The sequence below is a fragment of the Kribbella aluminosa genome, from assembly GCF_017876295.1.
GTDB lineage: Bacteria > Actinomycetota > Actinomycetes > Propionibacteriales > Kribbellaceae > Kribbella > Kribbella aluminosa.
The window spans coordinates 4,188,651-4,206,749 of sequence record NZ_JAGINT010000002.1; the positions used below are offsets into that span (position 1 = coordinate 4,188,651).

General features: G+C 69.1%; 18 protein-coding genes and 1 riboswitch. Of the genes, 14 read left to right on the forward strand and 4 right to left on the reverse strand.

Going from position 1 to position 18,099, the window contains the following annotated elements:
- The first annotated feature begins 2 nt into the window (after positions 1-2).
- Positions 3-875, forward strand: coding sequence for a phosphotransferase family protein (locus tag JOF29_RS40995; RefSeq protein ID WP_209699670.1), 873 nt, complete (start codon positions 3-5; stop codon positions 873-875).
- Positions 876-1,126: 251 nt separating this feature from the next.
- Complete coding sequence (gene rpsA / locus JOF29_RS41000; protein ID WP_209699671.1) at positions 1,127-2,605, forward strand: 30S ribosomal protein S1; 1,479 nt, start codon at positions 1,127-1,129, stop codon at positions 2,603-2,605.
- Between the two features lie 55 nt (positions 2,606-2,660).
- Here the strand turns inward: rpsA and JOF29_RS41005 are convergent, their stop codons facing one another.
- Entirely contained in the window at positions 2,661-3,305 is a 645-nt protein-coding gene (locus JOF29_RS41005; RefSeq protein ID WP_209699672.1) for a hypothetical protein, read from the reverse strand.
- 34 nt (positions 3,306-3,339) lie between these two features.
- Here JOF29_RS41005 and coaE point away from each other — a divergent pair, with 34 nt between their 5' ends.
- The 9 genes from coaE (at position 3,340) to JOF29_RS41050 (ending at position 12,352) form a co-directional block, all read left to right on the forward strand.
- Positions 3,340-3,966 carry a dephospho-CoA kinase gene (gene coaE / locus JOF29_RS41010; RefSeq protein ID WP_209699673.1) on the forward strand — a complete coding sequence of 209 codons (627 nt, stop codon included), beginning with the start codon at positions 3,340-3,342 and terminating at the stop codon, positions 3,964-3,966.
- A gap of 201 nt (positions 3,967-4,167) precedes the next feature.
- Positions 4,168-5,289: a PrsW family glutamic-type intramembrane protease gene (locus tag JOF29_RS41015; protein WP_245359912.1), complete on the forward strand. Its 1,122-nt coding sequence runs from the start codon at positions 4,168-4,170 to the stop codon at positions 5,287-5,289.
- The gene (locus JOF29_RS41020; RefSeq protein ID WP_209699675.1) at positions 5,286-6,395 is read left to right on the forward strand and encodes a hypothetical protein; all 1,110 of its coding nucleotides are present in this window, start codon (positions 5,286-5,288) and stop codon (positions 6,393-6,395) included. Before JOF29_RS41015 ends, JOF29_RS41020 begins: the two co-directional genes overlap by 4 nt.
- Positions 6,392-7,333, forward strand: a complete 942-nt coding sequence (locus JOF29_RS41025; RefSeq protein WP_209699676.1) for a hypothetical protein — start codon at positions 6,392-6,394, stop codon at positions 7,331-7,333. The genes JOF29_RS41020 and JOF29_RS41025 overlap by 4 nt, the downstream gene beginning before the upstream one ends.
- Positions 7,334-7,376: 43 nt before the next feature.
- Positions 7,377-8,135, forward strand: a complete 759-nt coding sequence (locus tag JOF29_RS41030; RefSeq protein ID WP_209699677.1) for a hypothetical protein — start codon at positions 7,377-7,379, stop codon at positions 8,133-8,135.
- Between the two features lie 124 nt (positions 8,136-8,259).
- Positions 8,260-10,365, forward strand: coding sequence for an excinuclease ABC subunit UvrB (gene uvrB, locus JOF29_RS41035; protein WP_209699678.1), 2,106 nt, complete (start codon positions 8,260-8,262; stop codon positions 10,363-10,365).
- A 5-nt stretch (positions 10,366-10,370) separates the two neighbouring features.
- Positions 10,371-10,739 (forward strand): VOC family protein, encoded by a 369-nt coding sequence (locus JOF29_RS41040; protein WP_209699679.1) that lies wholly within the window; start codon positions 10,371-10,373, stop codon positions 10,737-10,739.
- A complete protein-coding gene (locus tag JOF29_RS41045) occupies positions 10,732-11,091 on the forward strand; it encodes an MmcQ/YjbR family DNA-binding protein (RefSeq protein ID WP_209699680.1) in 360 nt (119 codons plus the stop codon). The genes JOF29_RS41040 and JOF29_RS41045 overlap by 8 nt, the downstream gene beginning before the upstream one ends.
- Positions 11,092-11,347: 256 nt before the next feature.
- Positions 11,348-12,352 (forward strand): TerC family protein, encoded by a 1,005-nt coding sequence (locus JOF29_RS41050; RefSeq protein ID WP_209699681.1) that lies wholly within the window; start codon positions 11,348-11,350, stop codon positions 12,350-12,352.
- A gap of 207 nt (positions 12,353-12,559) precedes the next feature.
- Here JOF29_RS41050 and JOF29_RS41055 read toward each other — a convergent pair whose 3' ends face one another.
- From JOF29_RS41055 to JOF29_RS41065, 3 genes are read right to left on the reverse strand one after another with little or no spacing between them, the layout of a single operon-like run.
- On the reverse strand, positions 12,560-13,426 hold the full coding sequence (locus JOF29_RS41055; RefSeq protein ID WP_209699682.1) for a C40 family peptidase: 867 nt from the start codon (positions 13,424-13,426) through the stop codon (positions 12,560-12,562).
- A complete protein-coding gene (locus tag JOF29_RS41060) occupies positions 13,423-14,502 on the reverse strand; it encodes a mandelate racemase/muconate lactonizing enzyme family protein (RefSeq protein WP_209699683.1) in 1,080 nt (359 codons plus the stop codon). The genes JOF29_RS41055 and JOF29_RS41060 overlap by 4 nt, the downstream gene beginning before the upstream one ends.
- On the reverse strand, positions 14,499-15,362 hold the full coding sequence (locus JOF29_RS41065; protein ID WP_209699684.1) for a serine hydrolase: 864 nt from the start codon (positions 15,360-15,362) through the stop codon (positions 14,499-14,501). Before JOF29_RS41065 ends, JOF29_RS41060 begins: the two co-directional genes overlap by 4 nt.
- A gap of 43 nt (positions 15,363-15,405) precedes the next feature.
- Here JOF29_RS41065 and JOF29_RS41070 point away from each other — a divergent pair, with 43 nt between their 5' ends.
- Genes JOF29_RS41070 through JOF29_RS41080 form a run of 3 tightly spaced genes read left to right on the forward strand, consistent with a single transcriptional unit; the run spans position 15,406 to position 17,968 of the window.
- Positions 15,406-16,338 (forward strand): cobalamin biosynthesis protein, encoded by a 933-nt coding sequence (locus tag JOF29_RS41070; RefSeq protein ID WP_307863962.1) that lies wholly within the window; start codon positions 15,406-15,408, stop codon positions 16,336-16,338.
- Positions 16,329-17,009: a phosphoglycerate mutase family protein gene (locus JOF29_RS41075; protein WP_209699686.1), complete on the forward strand. Its 681-nt coding sequence runs from the start codon at positions 16,329-16,331 to the stop codon at positions 17,007-17,009. The genes JOF29_RS41070 and JOF29_RS41075 overlap by 10 nt, the downstream gene beginning before the upstream one ends.
- Positions 17,000-17,968, forward strand: coding sequence for a DUF3500 domain-containing protein (locus JOF29_RS41080; protein ID WP_209699687.1), 969 nt, complete (start codon positions 17,000-17,002; stop codon positions 17,966-17,968). The genes JOF29_RS41075 and JOF29_RS41080 overlap by 10 nt, the downstream gene beginning before the upstream one ends.
- A 2-nt stretch (positions 17,969-17,970) precedes the next feature.
- Positions 17,971-18,084, forward strand: a riboswitch (cobalamin riboswitch).
- Positions 18,085-18,099 lie beyond the last annotated feature (15 nt).

Genomic DNA, 18,099 nt, shown 5'->3' on the forward strand with positions numbered 1-18,099 from the left:
ACATGACCGACTTCGCAGCCAGTGCCGTTCCGCTGACAGGTGGGTACGGCGGGGAGACGTTCGCGGTGAGCGCGGGCGGTGAGGACGCGGTCATCAAGTTCTACGCGAAGGACCCGGGACGGGCCGCCGTGGACGCCGCGCTGCTCGAGCTTGTCCGCGGGCTGCTGCCGGTGCCGCGGGTGCTGGACCTAAAGCGCGACGGGCCGTACGAGGAGCCGTCGTACCTGCTGACCGAGCGGCTGCCGGGCGTCAACCTGCAGGTGTTCCTGGAGTCGGCGCCGGACGAGCAGCGCCGGACGGTCGGGACGCAGCTGGGGGAGCTGCTCGCGCGGCTGAGCGGCATGCCGTTCCTGCGACCGGGGATGTTCCGCGACGACGAGCTCGGGGTCGAACCGTTCGGGACGGGCGACCTGACGGAGTACGTCGCGGGGCTGCACCTCGGCCTCGGCGACGGGTTCGCCTCGGTCATCGACGAGGCGGAGGAACTGCTGGCCGGCGGTGCGGACCGGTTCTGCCTGGTGCACAGCGACTTCAACCCGAAGAACCTCCTGGTCGACCCGGGCACCGCGCGGATCACCGGCCTGGTCGACTGGGAGTTCAGCCACGTGGGATCGCCGTACGCCGATCTCGGCAACCTGCTGCGGTTCTCGGAGGACGAGGTGCTCGCGGGTGCGGTGCTGGCCGCGCTGCGCCCGATGGGGCTCGGCGAGCGGCTGGCCGACCTGGGCCGGGCCGCCGACCTGTGGGCGCTGCTGGACCTCGCCGCACGGGCCGCCGAGCACGAGATCGCTGCCCGCGCGCACCGGCTGGTCTCCCGAATGGCGGACACGGGCACGCTCGCGGGCGGCCGTCCGGACCTGGACGCCGTACATTGAGAGGAACGGCACGTCGGGGTACCTCGGCGGGGGCCCGCTGACGACGGGTGCCCCAGCTTGTGCTGTCCGAGTCAAGACCGGTATTCTGTGAGATGCGCTATGGGCCCGCGCGACCTCGGACGGAGCAGGCTCGTGACTCGCAGCAGCTCGGTGGTGAATCTGTCGTCTTCTGGCAATCCCGCGGTTTGGTGCGATCCAAAGGAACATGGCGCAACCGCACGACACCACCAGTCCACGGAGCAACCCACCACATGACGGCCAGCATCGAGGCACCTCTCGACCCCGCAGTACGCACCACCCCGCAGGTAGCGGTCAATGACATCGGGTCGGAGGAAGACTTCCTCGCGGCGATCGATCTGACCATCAAGTACTTCAACGACGGCGACATCGTCGAGGGCACCATCGTCAAGGTCGACCGGGACGAGGTCCTGCTCGACATCGGTTACAAGACCGAAGGCGTGATCCCCTCCCGCGAGCTGTCGATCAAGCACGACGTCGACCCGAACGAGGTCGTCAACGTCGGCGATCACGTCGAGGCCCTGGTTCTCCAGAAGGAGGACAAGGAAGGCCGTCTGATCCTCTCGAAGAAGCGCGCCCAGTACGAGAAGGCCTGGGGCACGATCGAGAAGATCAAGGAAGAGGACGGCGTCGTCACCGGTACCGTCATCGAGGTCGTCAAGGGTGGACTCATCCTGGACATCGGCCTCCGCGGCTTCCTCCCGGCCTCGCTCGTCGAGATGCGCCGGGTCCGCGACCTCCAGCCGTACGTCGGCCAGGAGATCGAGGCGAAGATCATCGAGCTGGACAAGAACCGCAACAACGTGGTCCTGTCCCGCCGCGCCTGGCTGGAGCAGACCCAGTCCGAGGTGCGGATGAACTTCCTGACCCAGCTGCAGAAGGGCCAGATCCGCAAGGGTGTCGTCTCCTCGATCGTCAACTTCGGTGCGTTCGTGGACCTCGGCGGCGTCGACGGTCTGGTGCACGTCTCGGAGCTGTCCTGGAAGCACATCGACCACCCGACCGAGGTCGTCGAGGTCGGCCAGGAGGTCACCGTCGAGGTGCTGGACGTCGACATGGACCGCGAGCGCGTCTCGCTGTCGCTGAAGGCGACCCAGGAAGACCCGTGGCAGCAGTTCGCCCGGACCCACCAGATGGGCCAGATCGTGCCCGGCAAGGTCACCAAGCTGGTTCCGTTCGGTGCGTTCGTCCGCGTGGAGGAGGGCATCGAGGGTCTGGTGCACATCTCCGAGCTGGCCGAGCGGCACGTCGAGATCCCGGAGCAGGTCGTCCAGGTCAACGACGACGTCATGGTCAAGATCATCGACATCGACCTGGAGCGGCGCCGGATCTCGCTGTCGCTCAAGCAGGCGAACGAGGGTGTGGACCCGGTCTCGGACGACTTCGACCCGACGCTCTACGGCATGACGGCGACGTACGACGACCAGGGCAACTACATCTACCCGGATGGCTTCGACCCGGAGACGGGCGAGTGGCTCGAGGGCTTCGACGCGCAGCGCGAGGAGTGGGAGCGGCAGTACGCCGAGGCCCACACGCGCTGGGAGGCCCACAAGAAGCAGATCGAGGACGCCAAGACGGCGGACGTCGAGGCCGGCGAGGCGTCGACGTACTCCTCTGCCGCTGCCCCGCAGGACGACGCGCCCGTCGAGGGTGCGCTCGCTTCCGACGAGGCGCTGCAGGCGCTCCGCGAGAAGCTGACCGGCCAGGGCTGATCAGTTCGACCCTTCGAGACCCCCGCATCCACCCGGATGCGGGGGTCTCGTGCGTTCAGTCGTAGGGCCGGCGGATCCGCGGCTTGCCGAGGTCGGTGCCCCACTGACCGCGGCCCTCGCCCCGCATCCGCAGCTTGAGCTCCAGTACGTGGGCGCGGGCGGCGCTCGCCGAGAAGAAGCCGATCCGGTAGGGCTCGTTGGGTGCGCCGGCCTCCCATGCCGGTACGTCGTGCTCGCCGTACCGGACCGTCCGGACCGGTGGGTCCTCGCCGGCCTGGACCCGGGCCGCGTCCTGCGCGCAGGCGGGCACCCTGCGGGTCGGGCCGGAGCTCGGCGTCCACACCACGTCGACAGCGGCCGGTCCGTGCTGCGGGTTGAAGAAGCACGGCGTACGGCGTTCCGGCAGCGGCTCGCCGCCGACCCGGGCACGGACGCACGCGAGCGAATACCGGCCGTCGGTCAGCGTGTCGACGACCGCACTGATCGCGTCGAACGAGTTGAGCCGGTCCACCAGACGCTCGGCAGACTCGTACGCGTCCAGCGCGGCCTGGTAGTCGTGCCGCGTCTCCGCATCCAGCTCACTGCTTTCCAGCAGTTCGCCGAGCCGCGTCAGCTCCTCCCCGAACCGAACCACGTCCTCCTCGGCCATCACCCGGACGTGCCTCAGCTCCTCCGCACGCCTGCGCTGCCACAACCCCATAAGTCATGGTAGGGGCTGTCGATAGGGTGCTGGCGTGCTGAGAGTGGGACTGACCGGCGGGATCGGGTCCGGGAAGAGTGCGGTGTCGGAGCGGCTGGCCGCTCGTGGGGCTGTCGTGATCGACGCCGACGTCCTGGCGCGCGAGGTCGTGGCGCGCGGTACCGACGGTCTTGCCGAGGTGGTCGCGGCGTTCGGGCCCGGCGTACTGACGGCCGACGGCGACCTGGATCGGCCGGCGCTGGGGAAGCTCGTGTTCGGCGACGAGACTGCCCGGCGCACGCTCGAGGCGATCATCCATCCCCGGGTCCGGCTCCGTTCCGCGCAGCTGGAAGCGGCCGCGGCGGACAGGTCGCCCAGCGCGATCGTCGTACACGACATCCCCCTGCTGGTGGAGACCGGCCAGGCCGACCGGTTCGACCTGGTGCTGGTGGTCGACGTACCGGTCGAGGTCCAGCTCGAGCGGCTCACCGCGCAGCGCGGGATGGCCGCCGCGGAGGCCGAGCAGCGGATCGCCAGCCAGGCGTCCCGGGCGGACCGGCTGGCCGCGGCGGACGTCGTACTCGACAACTCGGGCAGCCTCGAGGAGCTGGATCGCCGGGTGGCCGAGGTCTGGGCAACATTCGAGCACCGGCTGAGCCACGGTCCGGACACGAAAAGGTGACCCCTGCGCGGGAAATGATGCTCCCGGGACCCCCTGTACGAGAATCTGTCCCGGTCCGGCCCGAACTGTTCGGGGCCGGGCACGGCCGGCGCGCCCCGCGCCGGTCCGGACGTCCGAGGTTGGGAGGATGGCGTGGTCTGTCCGCGCTGCAGCTCTGACGTCCCCGAGGTGTCGAGTTTCTGCCATCACTGTGGCAACGACATGCGCACCGGGGACTCCGAGCGGAAGAACGCGTACGCCGCCAGGCCGGATGAGCCGGTGGCGTCCTTCAAACTGGTCTCGACGATCATGCCGCAGGGATCCGGCAAACAGCCGTACACCTACAAGGTCGCGCTCGGCATTGCCCTGCTGCTGACCGTGGTGACGGCCGCGCTGGGCGCTCTCCCGGTGGCGATCATGGTCGCGGCCTTCGCCATCCCGATCGTCTACATCATCTACTTGTACGACGTGAACCTCTGGGAGGACGAGCCGATCCCGGTGGTCGCCGCGGCCTTCGTGCTGACCGGACTGCTCGCCTGGCTGTTCACCTGGATCTGGTCGGACAGGATCGGGCTTTCGCTCGACGCGATCGGCAACAACACCACCGGGCCGTCGCTGCGGGACCTGCTGATCCTGCTCCTGCTGGTACCGGTCGTGTCCGAGCTGATCCGGCAGATCGGCCCGCTCTACCTGGCCTCCCGGCCGCGGTACGACGACCTCATGGACGGGTTCACGTTCGGCGTCGTCGCCGGTGTCGGGTACGCCTGCTTCGAGACGCTGGTCCTGCACTGGGGCTGGATCAACGGCGGCTTCGCCGGCCCGGGCAGCAGCGCCGGGACGTGGATCTCGATCGTCCTGCTGCACGGCTTCATCAAGCCGCTGGTGTACGGCTCGGCGACCGGTCTCGCGGGTGCGGAGTTCTCCGGCCTGGGCGAGGGGTACGACGGCTTCACGCCGCGCTGGGTCGGCGGCCTGCTGCAGGCGATGGTGGTGAACGCGCTGTTCCAGGGCGGGATCTACCTGCTCGGGTTCGTCGGCGGCCGCGGCTCGACCATCGGCGCGGTCCTCGGCATCGTCTGGGGCCTGTTGCTGCTCGGCGCGCTGATCATCCGGGTCCGGACCGTGCTCCACAAGGGCCTCCTGGAGGCGGCACTGGAGTCGGCCGCGCGCGGCGGTTCCAACCACGCGTCCGGTGAGCTGGCGTTCTGCTCGCGCTGCGAGATGCCGCTGCTCCCGCAGTCCGACTTCTGCTCCGCCTGTGGCAACTCGGTCCGTTCGGTACCGAAGTCCGCCCGTGGGGTGACCGCACCGACCGCTGCGACGAGTGGAGAGACGCAGGCATGAGCAACCAGCAGCAGCCGCCGTACGGTGGCCAGGGCGGACAGCCGCCGTACGGCGGTCAGCCGGGACAGCAGCCTGGTTACGGACAACAGCCTCCTCAACAGCCGGGACAGCAGCAGCCTGGATACGGTCAGCCCGGGCAGCAGCCTGGGCAGCAGCAGCCTGGGCAGTACCAGCAGCAGCCCGGGCAGCAGCAGCCCGGGTATGGCGGTCAGTACCCGCAGCAGGGCCAGCAGCCGGGGCAGCAGTCGTTCCCGGGTCAGCCTGGTCAGTCTGGTCAGCAGCAGTACCAGCAGCCGCAGCAGGGCTACCCCGGCCAGCAGCAGTACCAGCAGCAGGGGTTCCCGGGCCAGCAGCAGCAGTACGGCGGCCAGCAGTGGGGCGGCCAGCAACCCCCGCGGCGGGGTGGCAACAGCAAGACCCTGCTGATCGCCGGCGGTGCGTTCGCTGTGGTCGCGATCATCGGTGTCGTCCTCGCGCTGATCTTCAAGGGCAGCAACGACCAGGCCGACCCGACGCCGACGACCCAGACGTCCACACAGCCGACCGGCAACCCGACCGGGGAGCCGACTCCACAGCCGACTCCACAGCCGACGGGGCAGCCGACCGGTGAGCCGACTGCGCAGCCGACGAACCAGCCGAGCACCGGCGGCGACGAGGGCATCGCGGTTGCCGAGGGCATCTACGTGAAGCCGCAGCCGGGCTACGTCCGGAAGAGCCTCGACGGCTACAAGGGCGTGTTCCTGCTCAAGCAGGGCGAGGGCCTGTTCATGGTCGCGGCCGGCAAGGTCGCGGGCTCCAGCCAGTCGATCCTGGCCGAGGTGGTCAAGGCCAACACCAAGTCGCTGTCCTCGGTACAGACCAAGCAGGTCAAGACGGCGACGCCCGGCCCGGGGGACAAGACCCCGGTGAAGGTCCTGATGTCGCAGGCGTACTCCGGGGTCACGACCTCGCAGAGTGGCAGCTTCGCGGTGGTCGGGTTCGTCGCGGTGATCGAGCGGAACGACGGCGTGATCACGGTCGCGCAGGCGTACGGGCGGAAGGACAAGCTCGCCACCCTCGACCCGGACTCCACGGCGATGCTGAAGTCGGTGATCCAGAGTCAGTGAGCGGAAAGCGCGACAAGGGTCCTGCCGGTAACCCCTGGGTCAACGAGCCAGGACCGGACGAGGTCCAGGGCGACGAGCCGGCGGAGCAGCTTCCGCCGTCGCCCTGGAACCTCGAGGTGCAGCCGCCCCCGTCATCGTGGGGCGGCTCTGCCACGCCCGGACCCAACGGACCCAACGGACCCGACTCACCCAGCGGCCCCGGCGGTCCCGGCTCCGGGCCGGCGACGCAGACGTCGTCGTCCTGGGGCGACAAGGTGGGCCCGCCGTCGCTGCGCCGCCCGCTGCCGGAGAAGAAGCGCTTCCAGCTGCCGAAGATCCCGCCGCTGCTGATCCCGATCGGCGCCGGGCTGCTCGTGGTGGTGATCGTCGCGATCGTCCTGGTGGCGCTGTCCGGCGGTGACCACAAGGCCGGCCCGGACAACCCGCCGAGTACGCCGGTGAGTACGCCGACGGCGCCGAAGTCGTCGTACCAGCCGCCGTCGAACGCGATCCCGGTCGGCTTCGGGGTGTCGGTGGTACCGGCGCAGGGCTGGATCGTCTACACCAAGGAGAAGGCGGGCAAGGAGCTCGCCGTCTACCCGCCGAACGACACCGCGAACGCCCGGGCGTTCTTCTGGGTCCGGCAGAAGCGCGACGTGACCGCGAACGCGTACCTGCTCGGGATCGTCGAGGGGGAGACCGAGAACGAGGTCGCCCAGCTCGGCAACGTACGGAACCTGCCGTGCCCCAGGGACGTCTTGGTGGAGTGCGTTGCGATCGACTACAGCTCCACCTTCACGAAGAACGGTGCCGAGACGAAGATCAAGGGCTCGGTCGAGGTGTACCGGCGCAAGGACGGTGTGGTCACCGCGCTGGACTTCCGGACCAACGCCGACTTCGCCCCGAAGGCCGAGGCGGACGCCGCGATCATGAAGAAGTCCGTGATCGACAGCCTGTGATGGTCAGTGTGACCGGTGCCCAGAACTACCGCGAGGAAGAACTATGAGTCAGCAGTACGGTCCACCGCCGGGCCCGCCGCCGGCCCCCGCCCCGGCTCCCGGCGGCTGGGGTCCCGGTCCGGCGCGGCCGAACCACCCGCAGAAGCCGAGCAAGCTGCCGTGGATCATCATGGCCGGCGCGATCGTCGCGGTGCTGCTGGTGGCGGTCGGCGTCGTACTGCTGGTGAACGGCATGGGCGCCGGCAAGACCGCCGCGGAGAAGTCGCCGGAGCCGCTCGGCACCATGTACACACCGTCACCGACGCCCACCCCGAACGACTCCAAGGGGCCGAACGACGTCGGCGTCGAGGTCGGGTACGGCGTCTGGTTCACGCCGTCCAAGGGCTGGCTGCCGGACTGGGACAAGACCAAGGCCGGAAAGAACTACATCCTGCAGCAGTTCAACGCCCGCGGCCTGATCGACGGGTACTACTGGGTCCGGCAGACCACGCTGTACGACGCGAAGGGCTTCGCCGAGCATCTGGTCGACGTCGAGTCGAACGGCATGCAGGGCGTCCGGATCGGCAAGGGCGCCGAGTGCAAACCGGCGAACCCGAACATCAAGGCCTGCTACGCGCTCACCTACACCGGTGACTGGGTGTCGAAGGACGGCAGGCATGTCGCGATGCAGGGCTTCGTGACGGCGTACCAGGACCAGTTCGACCGGGTCACGGCCACCGACGCCGCGCTCGAGACCCGGGTGTACAAGCGCCGGGTGAACGAGCTCCAGTACATGAACGGCAGCCTGATCAAAAGCTTCTGACAGTGCTCTGACCTGCGCTTTTAGAAACTGTCGGCGGGCCGGCCGACGCCAACCACCACCCGCCGAGCGGAGCGAGGCGGGTGTGTTTTAGAAACTGTCGGCGGGGCGCCGTACGGTGGTGGGCATGAGACAGGTGTCGGATCTGCAGCGGATGGTCGCCCCGCTGAAGGTGGTGTCGGACTTCGAGCCGGCAGGTGACCAGCCGGCCGCGATCGCGGACCTCGAGCGGCGGATCAACGCCGGTGAGCAGGACGTCGTCCTGCTGGGCGCCACCGGAACCGGTAAGACCGCGACAGTGGCGTGGCTGGCCGAGAAGATCCAGCGCCCGATGCTGATCCTGCAGCCGAACAAGACGCTCGCCGCCCAGTTCGCGACCGAGCTGCGCAACTTCTTCCCGGAGAACGCGGTCGAGTACTTCGTCTCGTACTACGACTACTACCAGCCCGAGGCGTATGTCCCGCAGACGGACACCTACATCGAGAAGGACTCCTCGATCAACGAGGAGGTCGAGCGGCTCCGGCACTCCGCGACCTGGTCCCTGCTGACCCGGCGCGATGTGGTCGTGGTCGCGACCGTGTCCTGCATCTACGGCCTGGGCTCCGCGGACGAGTACCTGAACCGCATGATCCACGTGAAGGTCGGCGACGAGATGGATCGCGACGGCCTGCTCCGGAAGCTGGTCGGCGTGCAGTACGCGCGCAACGACCTGGCCGGCACCCGCGGCACGTTCCGGGTCCGCGGCGACACGCTCGAGGTCTTCCCGGTGTACCAGGAGCTCGCCGTCCGGGTGGAGTTCTTCGGCGACGAGATCGAGCGGGTGATGACGCTGCACCCGCTGACCGGCGAGGTGCTGAGCGAGGAGGACGAGCTCTACATCGGCGCCGCCACGCACTACGTGACCGCGCCGGAGCGGATGGAGCGCGCGATCACCTCGATCGAGGCCGAGCTCGCGGAGCGGCTGGCCGAGCTGGAACGCGGCGGTCAGTTGCTGGAAGCACAGCGGCTCCGGATGCGCACGACGTACGACATCGAGATGATGCGCCAGATCGGCACCTGTTCAGGGATCGAGAACTACTCGCGGCACACCGACGGCCGGGAGCCGGGGACCGCGCCGCACTGCCTGCTCGACTACTTCCCCGAGGACTTCGTGCTGGTCATCGACGAGTCGCACGTGACGGTCCCGCAGATCGGCGGGATGTACGAGGGCGACATGTCCCGGAAGCGGACGCTGGTCGAGCACGGGTTCCGGCTGCCGTCGGCGATGGACAACCGGCCGCTGCGCTGGGAGGAGTTCCTGGAGCGGATCGGCCAGACCGTCTACCTGTCCGCGACGCCGGGGCAGTACGAGCAGGACAAGTCCGACGGGTACGTCGAGCAGCTCATCCGGCCGACCGGTCTGGTCGACCCCGAGGTGATCGTGAAGCCGACCAAGGGGCAGATCGACGACCTGATCCACGAGATCCGGCTCCGGGTCGAGCGGGACGAGCGGGTGCTGGTCACCACGCTGACCAAGAAGATGTCCGAGGACCTGACCGACTACCTGCTGGAGATGGGGATCCGGACCAGGTACCTGCACAGCGAGGTGGACACGCTGCGCCGGGTCGAGCTGCTGCGTGAGTTGCGGATGGGCGAGTACGACGTGCTCGTCGGCATCAACCTGCTGCGCGAGGGGCTCGACCTGCCGGAGGTGTCGCTGGTCGCGATCCTCGACGCGGACAAGGAAGGGTTCCTGCGGTCGGGCCGGTCGCTGATCCAGACCATCGGCCGTGCGGCCCGAAACGTGTCCGGCCAGGTGTTCATGTACGCCGACAAGATCACCCCGTCGATGGAGCACGCGATCGACGAGACGAACCGGCGGCGCGCGAAACAGATCGCGTACAACGAGGAGCACGGCGTCGACCCGCAGCCGCTGCGGAAGAAGATCGCCGACATCACCGACATGCTGGCCCGCGAGGACGCCGACACCGCCGAGCTGCTCGGCTCCGGCCGGAACCAGTCCCGCGGCAAGGCCCCGGTCCCGGGTGGCGGCAAGCCGAAGGCGGGCGAGAAGGCGAAGGAGCTGGCCGGCGGCCTCCCGTCGTCCGACCTGGCCGACCTCATCCAGCAACTCACCGACCAGATGCACAACGCGGCCGCCGAGCTCCAGTTCGAGGTGGCCGCCCGCTACCGAGACGAAATCTCCGAACTCAAGAAGGAGCTCCGCCAGATGACCAACGCCGGCGCGAAGTAGCAGCCGTGTTCGATCACCTGTCGCTGCAGTGCGATGACCTGGACGCCAGCCGGCGCTTCTACGAGGCGGTGCTCGGCCCACTCGCGATCACGGTCAGCATGGACTTCGGTGACGTGCTCGGGCTGTCCGGGAGCGACGGTGTCCCGAAGTTCTGGCTCGGGCTCCAGACGACCGGCGGGACGCAGCGCGAGATTCATGTCGCATTCACCGCGCGGGACCGGGCGACCGTGGACAGTGCGCACCGAGCCGGCGCCGACCTCGGTGCGGAGGTGCTGCATGCGCCGAAGGAGTGGCCGGAGTACCACCCCGGGTACTACGCCGTGTTCCTCCGGGATCCGGACGGCAACAACGTCGAGGTCGTCGCCCATGCCTGAGCGGCTGACCGGGGACGACCTGCGCGAGTACTGCCTGGGCAAGGCGGGAGCCTGGCCGGACGAGCCGTGGGACGGGGACACGGTGGCGAAGGTCGGCGACAAGATCTTCGCGTTCCTCGGCGGCAGCAGTGTCGGCCTGAAGTGCGGGGCGAACCGGGACGAGGCCGACGAACTGGTGGCGACCTACCCGGAGGACGTCGGCAAGATGGCCTACATCGGGCGGGCCGGGTGGAACACCGTGCAGCTCGGCGGAGCGGTGCCGGACGACGAGATCCGGGAGCTGATCGACACGTCGTACGAGACGGTGGTCGCCAAACTGCCGAAGCGGCAACGACCTACGCCGGCCGAATGATCGGCCGCCAATAGATCACGCGCTGCAACCGCTCCCAGATCGGCTTGTGACGAACGACCCGGAGCGTCGATTTGGAAACTTGGACGTCGAACCGTCAGAATGGTTTCTGAGAAGGGGAGTATTCCTTTCGCGGCGGCATCGTCATCACGGTCTGGGTTCGTCCCACGGCCCGGTGCCCCCGGTCTCACCGATCACACACGGTGAGGCGGAAGAGACCTTCGGAGTGGATGTTTTCGTCTGAGCTCCGGAGGATTCTGTGCACGTAGCTGACTATGTCTGGTACATCACCGTCGGCCTGCTGCTCGCGCTGCTGGCATTCGACGTGTTCGTCATCGGCCGTCGGCCACACGAGCCGAGCACCCGCGAGTCCGCGACCGCGATCGCGTTCTACGTCGGCCTCGCGGCGGTCTTCGGGCTCGGCGTGTGGTGGTTCTCCGGCGGGCAGTACGCCGGGGAGTTCTTCGCCGGGTGGCTGACGGAGTACAGCCTGAGCGTCGACAACCTGTTCATCTTCCTGATCATCATGGCCAGGTTCCAGGTGCCGCGGCAGTACCAGCAGACCGCGCTGCTGGTCGGGATCATCCTGGCGCTGCTGTTCCGCGGGGTGTTCATCGCGGTCGGGGCGGCGGCGATCAACCAGTTCTCGTGGGTCTTCTACATCTTCGGCGCGTTCCTGGTCTACACGGCGATCCACCTCGCGAAGCAGGGGGAGAACGACGATGACGACTTCAAGGAGAACGCGGTCATCCGGTTCGCGAAGAAGCGGCTGAAGGCGACGGACGAGTACAACGGCGTGAAGCTGACGCTGGTGCAGAACGGCAAGCGGCTGGTCACTCCGATGGCGCTGGTGATCATCGCGCTCGGGACGACGGACCTGCTGTTCGCGCTGGACTCGATTCCGGCGATCTACGGGCTGACGCAGGAGCCGTTCCTCGTGTTCACCGCGAACGTGTTCGCGCTGATGGGGTTGCGGCAGTTGTACTTCCTGCTCGGCGACCTGCTCAAGCGGCTGATCTACCTGTCGCTGGGGCTGTCGGTGGTGCTGGCGTTCATCGGGGTCAAGCTGGTCCTGCACGCGATGCACGTGAACGAACTGCCGTTCGTCAACGGCGGCCACCACATCAGCTGGGCGCCGGAGATCCCGATCTGGTTCTCCCTCGGGTTCATCATCATCACGCTCGGCATCACCACAGTCGCCAGCCTGGCGAAGTCCCGCAAGACAGCCGCCGAGCACCCGGAGCTACACCCCAAAGACTCCTGACCAACCCCACCCCTCGCTCCGCTCGGGGCGGGGAGAGTAGAAGGCGCCCCACGCCCGGCGGCGGGGCGCGACCTGCGGCGGGCGGGGGAGCTGCGGTGGGCGCCGGCGGGGCGCGAGCTGCGGTGGGCGCGGGCGGGGGAGCTGCGGTGGGCGCGGGCGGGGGAGCTCGGGCGGGGGAGCTCGGTCGGGGTGCGGGCGGGGGTGGGTTCAGAAGCGGGCGGCGGTTACCAGGGTGGTGCGGCGGTCGGGGGTTAGGGGCGCGTTTTCGAGGCGTTTGCCGGTTTCGGAGGCGTGGAGCATGCCGGTGGGGGAGACGAAGCCGACGTGGTGGATCGGTTTGTCGTCGCGGGCGAAGAAGTACAGGTCGCCGGGGCGGACCTCGCCGAGGGGGACGTTCGGCAGGTCGGCGGCCTGGTCGTGGGCGTCTCGCGGGGTGCGGATGCCGAGTACCCGGCTCACGGTGTGGACCAGCCCGGAGCAGTCCAGCCCGTACGCCGACGTACCGCCCCACAGGTACTCCAGCCCGAGGAACTGCTCGCCCAGGCGCAACCGCTCGTCCGTGTCCGACGGCTCCGACACGGACCGCAGTACCGCGTCCTGCAACCAGCCGGACCCACCGCCGGGCGTCGCCACCCGCGTGTGACCGTCCGCGTGCTCGACCGACGCGAGCACCGTGGCGAACGACAGCTCCGTCAGCGGCTGACCACCAGGCTCGACCAGCAGCTCAGCTGTTGGTACGGCGATCGCGACCGGGTCGGAGGCACTCGTTGGCAGCTCGCCCAGGTGGCTCGACGGCACCCAGCCCGGGTACCCGAGCTCGTCCTGCGACGACGGCTGCCACGGCGCGAGGATCTCCGACCAGCCGTCGTGTTCCGACCGCACCAGCACGGGCTCGGCGAACAGCAGCTGGGTCAGCGTCCGGCCGTGCAGGCCGAGGCGGGTCTCGGTGTCCATCGACTTCGCCCACGCGGCGACGTCGGGGTGTTCGGCGATTGCCGGCGCGTCGATGTCACGCGGCGCGTCCGGCGAGGTCCAGACCGTGCTGACCGGGACCGTGGTGGCGGCTAATTTCATGACCTCAAGCCTGTCACGCCCAGTCCGGGAGCAGAAGGCAGGTGGATCAGCGAGCCGTCGTACCGGATGCCGCCGGTCACCGCCGGCTCGCGCAGCCACCAGGCGGCGTCCAGGTCGTTCACCGCGGTCGTCGGGTACGCCGACACCAGCGCGGCCGCCGCGCCGACGCCGACGTGGCCCTCCATCATGCAGCCGACGATCGCGCCGAGCCCGTGCTCGCGAGCCAGTTCGAGCAGCGTGCGCGCGGGAGCCAGCCCACCGCACTTCGCCAGCTTCACGTTCACCAGATCGGCCGCTCCCTGGCGGATCACCGCGACCAGGTCGCGAACCCCGTACACCGACTCGTCGGCGAGGATCGGCGTACCGACCCGGTCGGTCACCCACGCCATACCGTCCAGGTCGGCCGCGGCGACAGGCTGTTCGACCAGCTCGATCGCGCAGCCTGCGTCCTCCAGCGCGCGAATCACGGTGACCGCGTCGCGCCGCGTCCAGCCCTGGTTGGCGTCCAGCCGCAGCCGGGGCTCCGGCCCGATCGCGTCCCGCACCCGGCGGACCCGCTCGATGTCGCCGGTCGCGTCCGTACCGACCTTGAGCTTGAGTACGTCGAACCCGTCCGCGACCCGCGCCTTCGCGGTGTCGGCGAGCGCGTCCGGATCGCCGACCGACAGCGTCATGTCGGTACGGACCACGTCGACGGTCGAGCCCAGGAACCCGTGCAGGGTCTGCCCGCGGCGCCGGGCCGCGAGGTCGTGCAGCGCGACGTCGACCGCGTCCTTCGCGCCGAAGTTGCCGACCGCGGCGCCCTGCACCCGGCGGAGCGCCTCGGTGAGGTCGTCCGGGCCGAGCCCGTCGAGCGCGGCGGTGATCGGCCCTTCGATACAGGCCTTCGAACCGGCGAGCGAATCACCGGTCACCTTCCAGACCTGCGGCGCCTCGCCCCAGCCGCTCAGCTCGCCGTCGCCCAGTTCGCCATCGCTCAGCTCGACCAGCAGGGATTCGGCGTGGGTGGCGGTCCGGAGCGCGGTGACGAACGGTGTGTGCAGTGGCGCGGAGACCAGGTGTGTCGTGAGCTTCACCGGACGGCCTTCAGGTCGTGCCGGTGGTTCCACGCCTCGAGCGCGATCGACGCGATCAGCTGCTGCGCCTCGCTGTCCGGCAGGTCGGACGTCGTACACACCACGAGCACGAACGGGTCCGCGTCGGCCGGGCGGACGATGCCGCCGTCGTGCCGGATCCGGGTGTCCCAGCCGTTCTTGTGCTCGACCCGGGTCCCGGCCGGCAGCTCGGCGGGGATCTCTCCGTTCCACTGGTTGCCGGCCAGCAGGTCGCGCAGGTAGTCGCCGGAGGCACCTTCCTGGTTGCCCACCGCAACAAGTACGCCGGCCAGTCCGGCCGGGCTCATCAGGTTGCTGATCCCGGCCCGCTGCGCGGCGCTGTCGTCGATTCCACGCTGGATCTTGGAGGCGCCGCTGGGGGAGCGGTCGTCGGCCGGGTCGAGGTCCGGCTGCCGGGACGACCTCAGGGTGGACTCGGCGAGCGCGCGGTGCGCTGCGTCGACGCCGACCTGTTCGAGGACGAGGTCGGTCGCGAGGTTGCTGGAGCGGGTGATCATCTCGGTCGCCAGCCAGCCGAGCGGCACCTGCGCACCCAGCCTGGTCCAGGTCGCGGGCGCCTCGTCCTCGTCCGGGTTCACCCCGAAGCGGCCGCCGGCGGCGGACTCGAAGTCGTTGTGCACGGTCACCGGCCGGTCGAGCGCCAACTCACCGGCCTCCACCTTGCGCATCATCGCCATCGCCACCGGCAGCTTCATCGTGCTCGCGGAGTAATGCGGCCGCTCCGCCTCGTGCACGAACACCGGTACGCCGTCCAACCGGCCCAGCCAGACCCCGAACTCCCCGCTCCCGTCCACCTGCGAGAGCAGCTCCGCGATTCCCATGCGGTCACCCAATCACAGCCGTTCACCTGGCAGACTTCCCAGGGTGTCCCGTGCCAGCAGTAGGGCCTTCGGCATCCTGATCGGCTTTGCCGCCGACCGTGTCCTCGGCGATCCCGGCCGCTACCACCCGGTCGCCGGCTTCGGCCGTACGGCGTCTCGCCTGGAGCAGACCATGTGCGCCGACTCCCGCCCGGCCGGCGCGGCGTACACGGCAGCTCTCGTTGGTACTACCGCAGTCGTGGGACTCGCGGCCGAGCGACTGACCCGAAAGCATCCGCTCCTCCACATCGCGGCCACCGCCGCCGCTACCTGGACCGTGCTCGGCGCCCGCAGCCTGGAACGCGAGGCCGAAATCATGGCGACCCTGCTGGAGGAAAAGGACATCCCCGCCGCTCGCGATCGCCTCAGCCACCTGTGCGCCCGCGACGCGACGGACCTGGAGGCCGACGAGTTGGCCCGCGCCACGGTGGAGTCGATCGCCGAGAACACCTCGGACGCGTGCGTTGGCCCGCTGGTGTGGGGCGGGCTGTTCGGCGTACCGGGTCTGCTCGCGTACCGTGCGGCGAACACGTTGGACGCGATGGTCGGGTACCGCTCGCCGAAGTACGAGAACTTCGGATGGGCGGCGGCGCGGCTGGACGACGTACTCAATCTGCTGCCCGCGCGGGTGTGCGCCCTGCTGACCGGGCTGACGTCCGGGCAGCCGGCGGAGACCGTGCGGATCTGGCGCCGGGACGCCCCGAAGCACCCGAGCCCGAACGCCGGCCCGGTCGAGGCGGCGTTCGCCGGCGCCCTCGGCCTGACGCTGGGCGGGACGAACAACTACGGCAGCTACGTCGAGAACCGCGGCACGCTCGGCGACGGCCCGCCGCCGACGTTCCCGGACATCCGCCGTACGGCGGAACTTGCTGGCCGGGTCGGGCTGGCGGCGGCAGTCGCAGCAGCTCTGGTGGCTTGGGGGAAGAGGTGGGGCTGAGTCATCGGCCGTTGCGGATTGTGCTGGTTCGGCACGGGGAGTCCGAGGCGAATCTGGACAAGACCGTGTACGAGCGGACGCCGGACCACGCGGTGCCGTTGACCGCGTTGGGGCACGAACAGGCCGCCAAGACGGGGCGGGAGCTGCGGGAGCTGTTCGAGAACGAGCCGGTGCGTGTGTACGTGTCGCCGTACCTGCGGACGCGGCAAACCCTGGAGTCGCTCGGGCTGGACGATCTGATCGGCGTACCGCGGGAGGAGCCGCGGTTGCGAGAGCAGGACTGGGCCAACCTGCAGGACACTGCGGACATCGAACAGCAGGAGCAGCTGCGGAACTCGTTCGGGCACTTCTTCTACCGGTTCACCCACGGCGAGTCCGGCGCCGACGTGTACGACCGGGTGTCCACCTTGCTGGAGACGATGCACCGGGACTTCGAGAGTGCGGACGCGCCGAAGAACGTGCTGCTGGTCTCGCACGGGCTCACCATGCGGCTGTTCTGCATGCGGTGGTTCCATTGGTCGGTGCGGTTCTTCGAGACGCTGCGGAACCCGGGTAACGCGGAAACACGCGTCCTGCTGCGGCAGCCCGATTTCCGGTACAAGCTGGATCGGCCGTTCGAACAATGGACCAAGTGCGAACCGACGGAACAGGAGCGATCGGCATGGTTGTAGAGCAGACGCGGGACGCCGTACTCGATCTACTGAAGAGCCTGTCGCCCGCACAGCTCGACAAGGTCAGGGCACCGTTCGACACGCCGGACCACAAGGAGTGGACGTACCTGCCGGCTGACCGGGCCGGGCTGCCGCTGTCGGAGCTCACACCGGCTCAGCAGTTGCTGGCCACGCGCCTGGTCGAGCTCGGCTGCAGTGAGCGCGGTGCCGCCGACTCCTGGGCAGTGCTGGACGCAGAGGTCATCCTGCGCGGCATCCCGGCGCTGCCGGCGTCAGGAGACTGGGAGGGCTCGGTCCTTGGCGACCGCTTCTTCCTACGCGTCCTCGGTGACCCGTCCGGGACCGGTCCGTGGGCGTGGCGTCTCAACGGGCACCACCTGGCGCTGCACGTGGCTGTCGTGGACGGTGCGATCGCGTTCACCCCACAGTTCATCGGGTCGAACCCGGCGCAGGTGCTGACCGGCCCTGAGACCGGACGCCGGTTCCTGGCCGCCGAACAGGACCTGGGCTTCGAGCTGCTGCACGCACTGGAGCCGGGGCAGCTGGAGGTCGCGCTTGTCTCTCCTGATGCGCCGGACGACCTCCTGACCCGCCACGACCCGGTGGCCGACGCGTCGCTGCTGTACCGCGGCCTGCCGTACGGCGACATGAACGAGCAGCAGCGTCAGCTCCTGAGCCTTCTGATCGGCCAGTACGTCGGACGCGCCGCCGGGCCGATCGGTCTCCAGACGTGGCAGGACATCACCGAGCAGGGCATCGAGCACCTGACGTTCGCGTGGGCCGGCGAGACGACTCCGGGCGTCGGGCACCGGCACTACTACTCGATCGCCGGACCGACGTTCCTGGCGGAGTACGACAACACCCAGGACAACGCGAACCACATCCACTCGGTATGGCGCGACCTCCGCAACGACTGGGCCACCGACCTGCTGGCCGCCCACTACGCGATGCACAGATAGAGTCAGCAGCGTCAACCGACGGCATCAGCAGGAACCCGGTGTGAGTCCGGGGCGGTCCCGCCACTGTGACCCTGTGTTCTGGGGGAGTCAGGAACTGCCGCCGTCGTACCTGTAGCTGGGGCGTGGATACC

What these genes read in the sequence shown, in the direction of transcription:
- JOF29_RS40995 (WP_209699670.1), top strand. Translation starts at nt 3, where the DNA reads ATGACCGACTTCGCAGCCAGTGCCGTTCCGCTGACAGGTGGGTACGGC.
- rpsA (WP_209699671.1), top strand. Translation starts at nt 1,127, where the DNA reads ATGACGGCCAGCATCGAGGCACCTCTCGACCCCGCAGTACGCACCACC.
- JOF29_RS41005 (WP_209699672.1), bottom strand. Translation starts at nt 3,305, where the DNA reads ATGGGGTTGTGGCAGCGCAGGCGTGCGGAGGAGCTGAGGCACGTCCGG.
- JOF29_RS41015 (WP_245359912.1), top strand. Translation starts at nt 4,168, where the DNA reads ATGCGCACCGGGGACTCCGAGCGGAAGAACGCGTACGCCGCCAGGCCG.
- JOF29_RS41020 (WP_209699675.1), top strand. Translation starts at nt 5,286, where the DNA reads ATGAGCAACCAGCAGCAGCCGCCGTACGGTGGCCAGGGCGGACAGCCG.
- JOF29_RS41030 (WP_209699677.1), top strand. Translation starts at nt 7,377, where the DNA reads ATGAGTCAGCAGTACGGTCCACCGCCGGGCCCGCCGCCGGCCCCCGCC.
- uvrB (WP_209699678.1), top strand. Translation starts at nt 8,260, where the DNA reads ATGAGACAGGTGTCGGATCTGCAGCGGATGGTCGCCCCGCTGAAGGTG.
- JOF29_RS41045 (WP_209699680.1), top strand. Translation starts at nt 10,732, where the DNA reads ATGCCTGAGCGGCTGACCGGGGACGACCTGCGCGAGTACTGCCTGGGC.
- JOF29_RS41055 (WP_209699682.1), bottom strand. Translation starts at nt 13,426, where the DNA reads ATGAAATTAGCCGCCACCACGGTCCCGGTCAGCACGGTCTGGACCTCG.
- JOF29_RS41065 (WP_209699684.1), bottom strand. Translation starts at nt 15,362, where the DNA reads ATGGGAATCGCGGAGCTGCTCTCGCAGGTGGACGGGAGCGGGGAGTTC.
- JOF29_RS41080 (WP_209699687.1), top strand. Translation starts at nt 17,000, where the DNA reads ATGGTTGTAGAGCAGACGCGGGACGCCGTACTCGATCTACTGAAGAGC.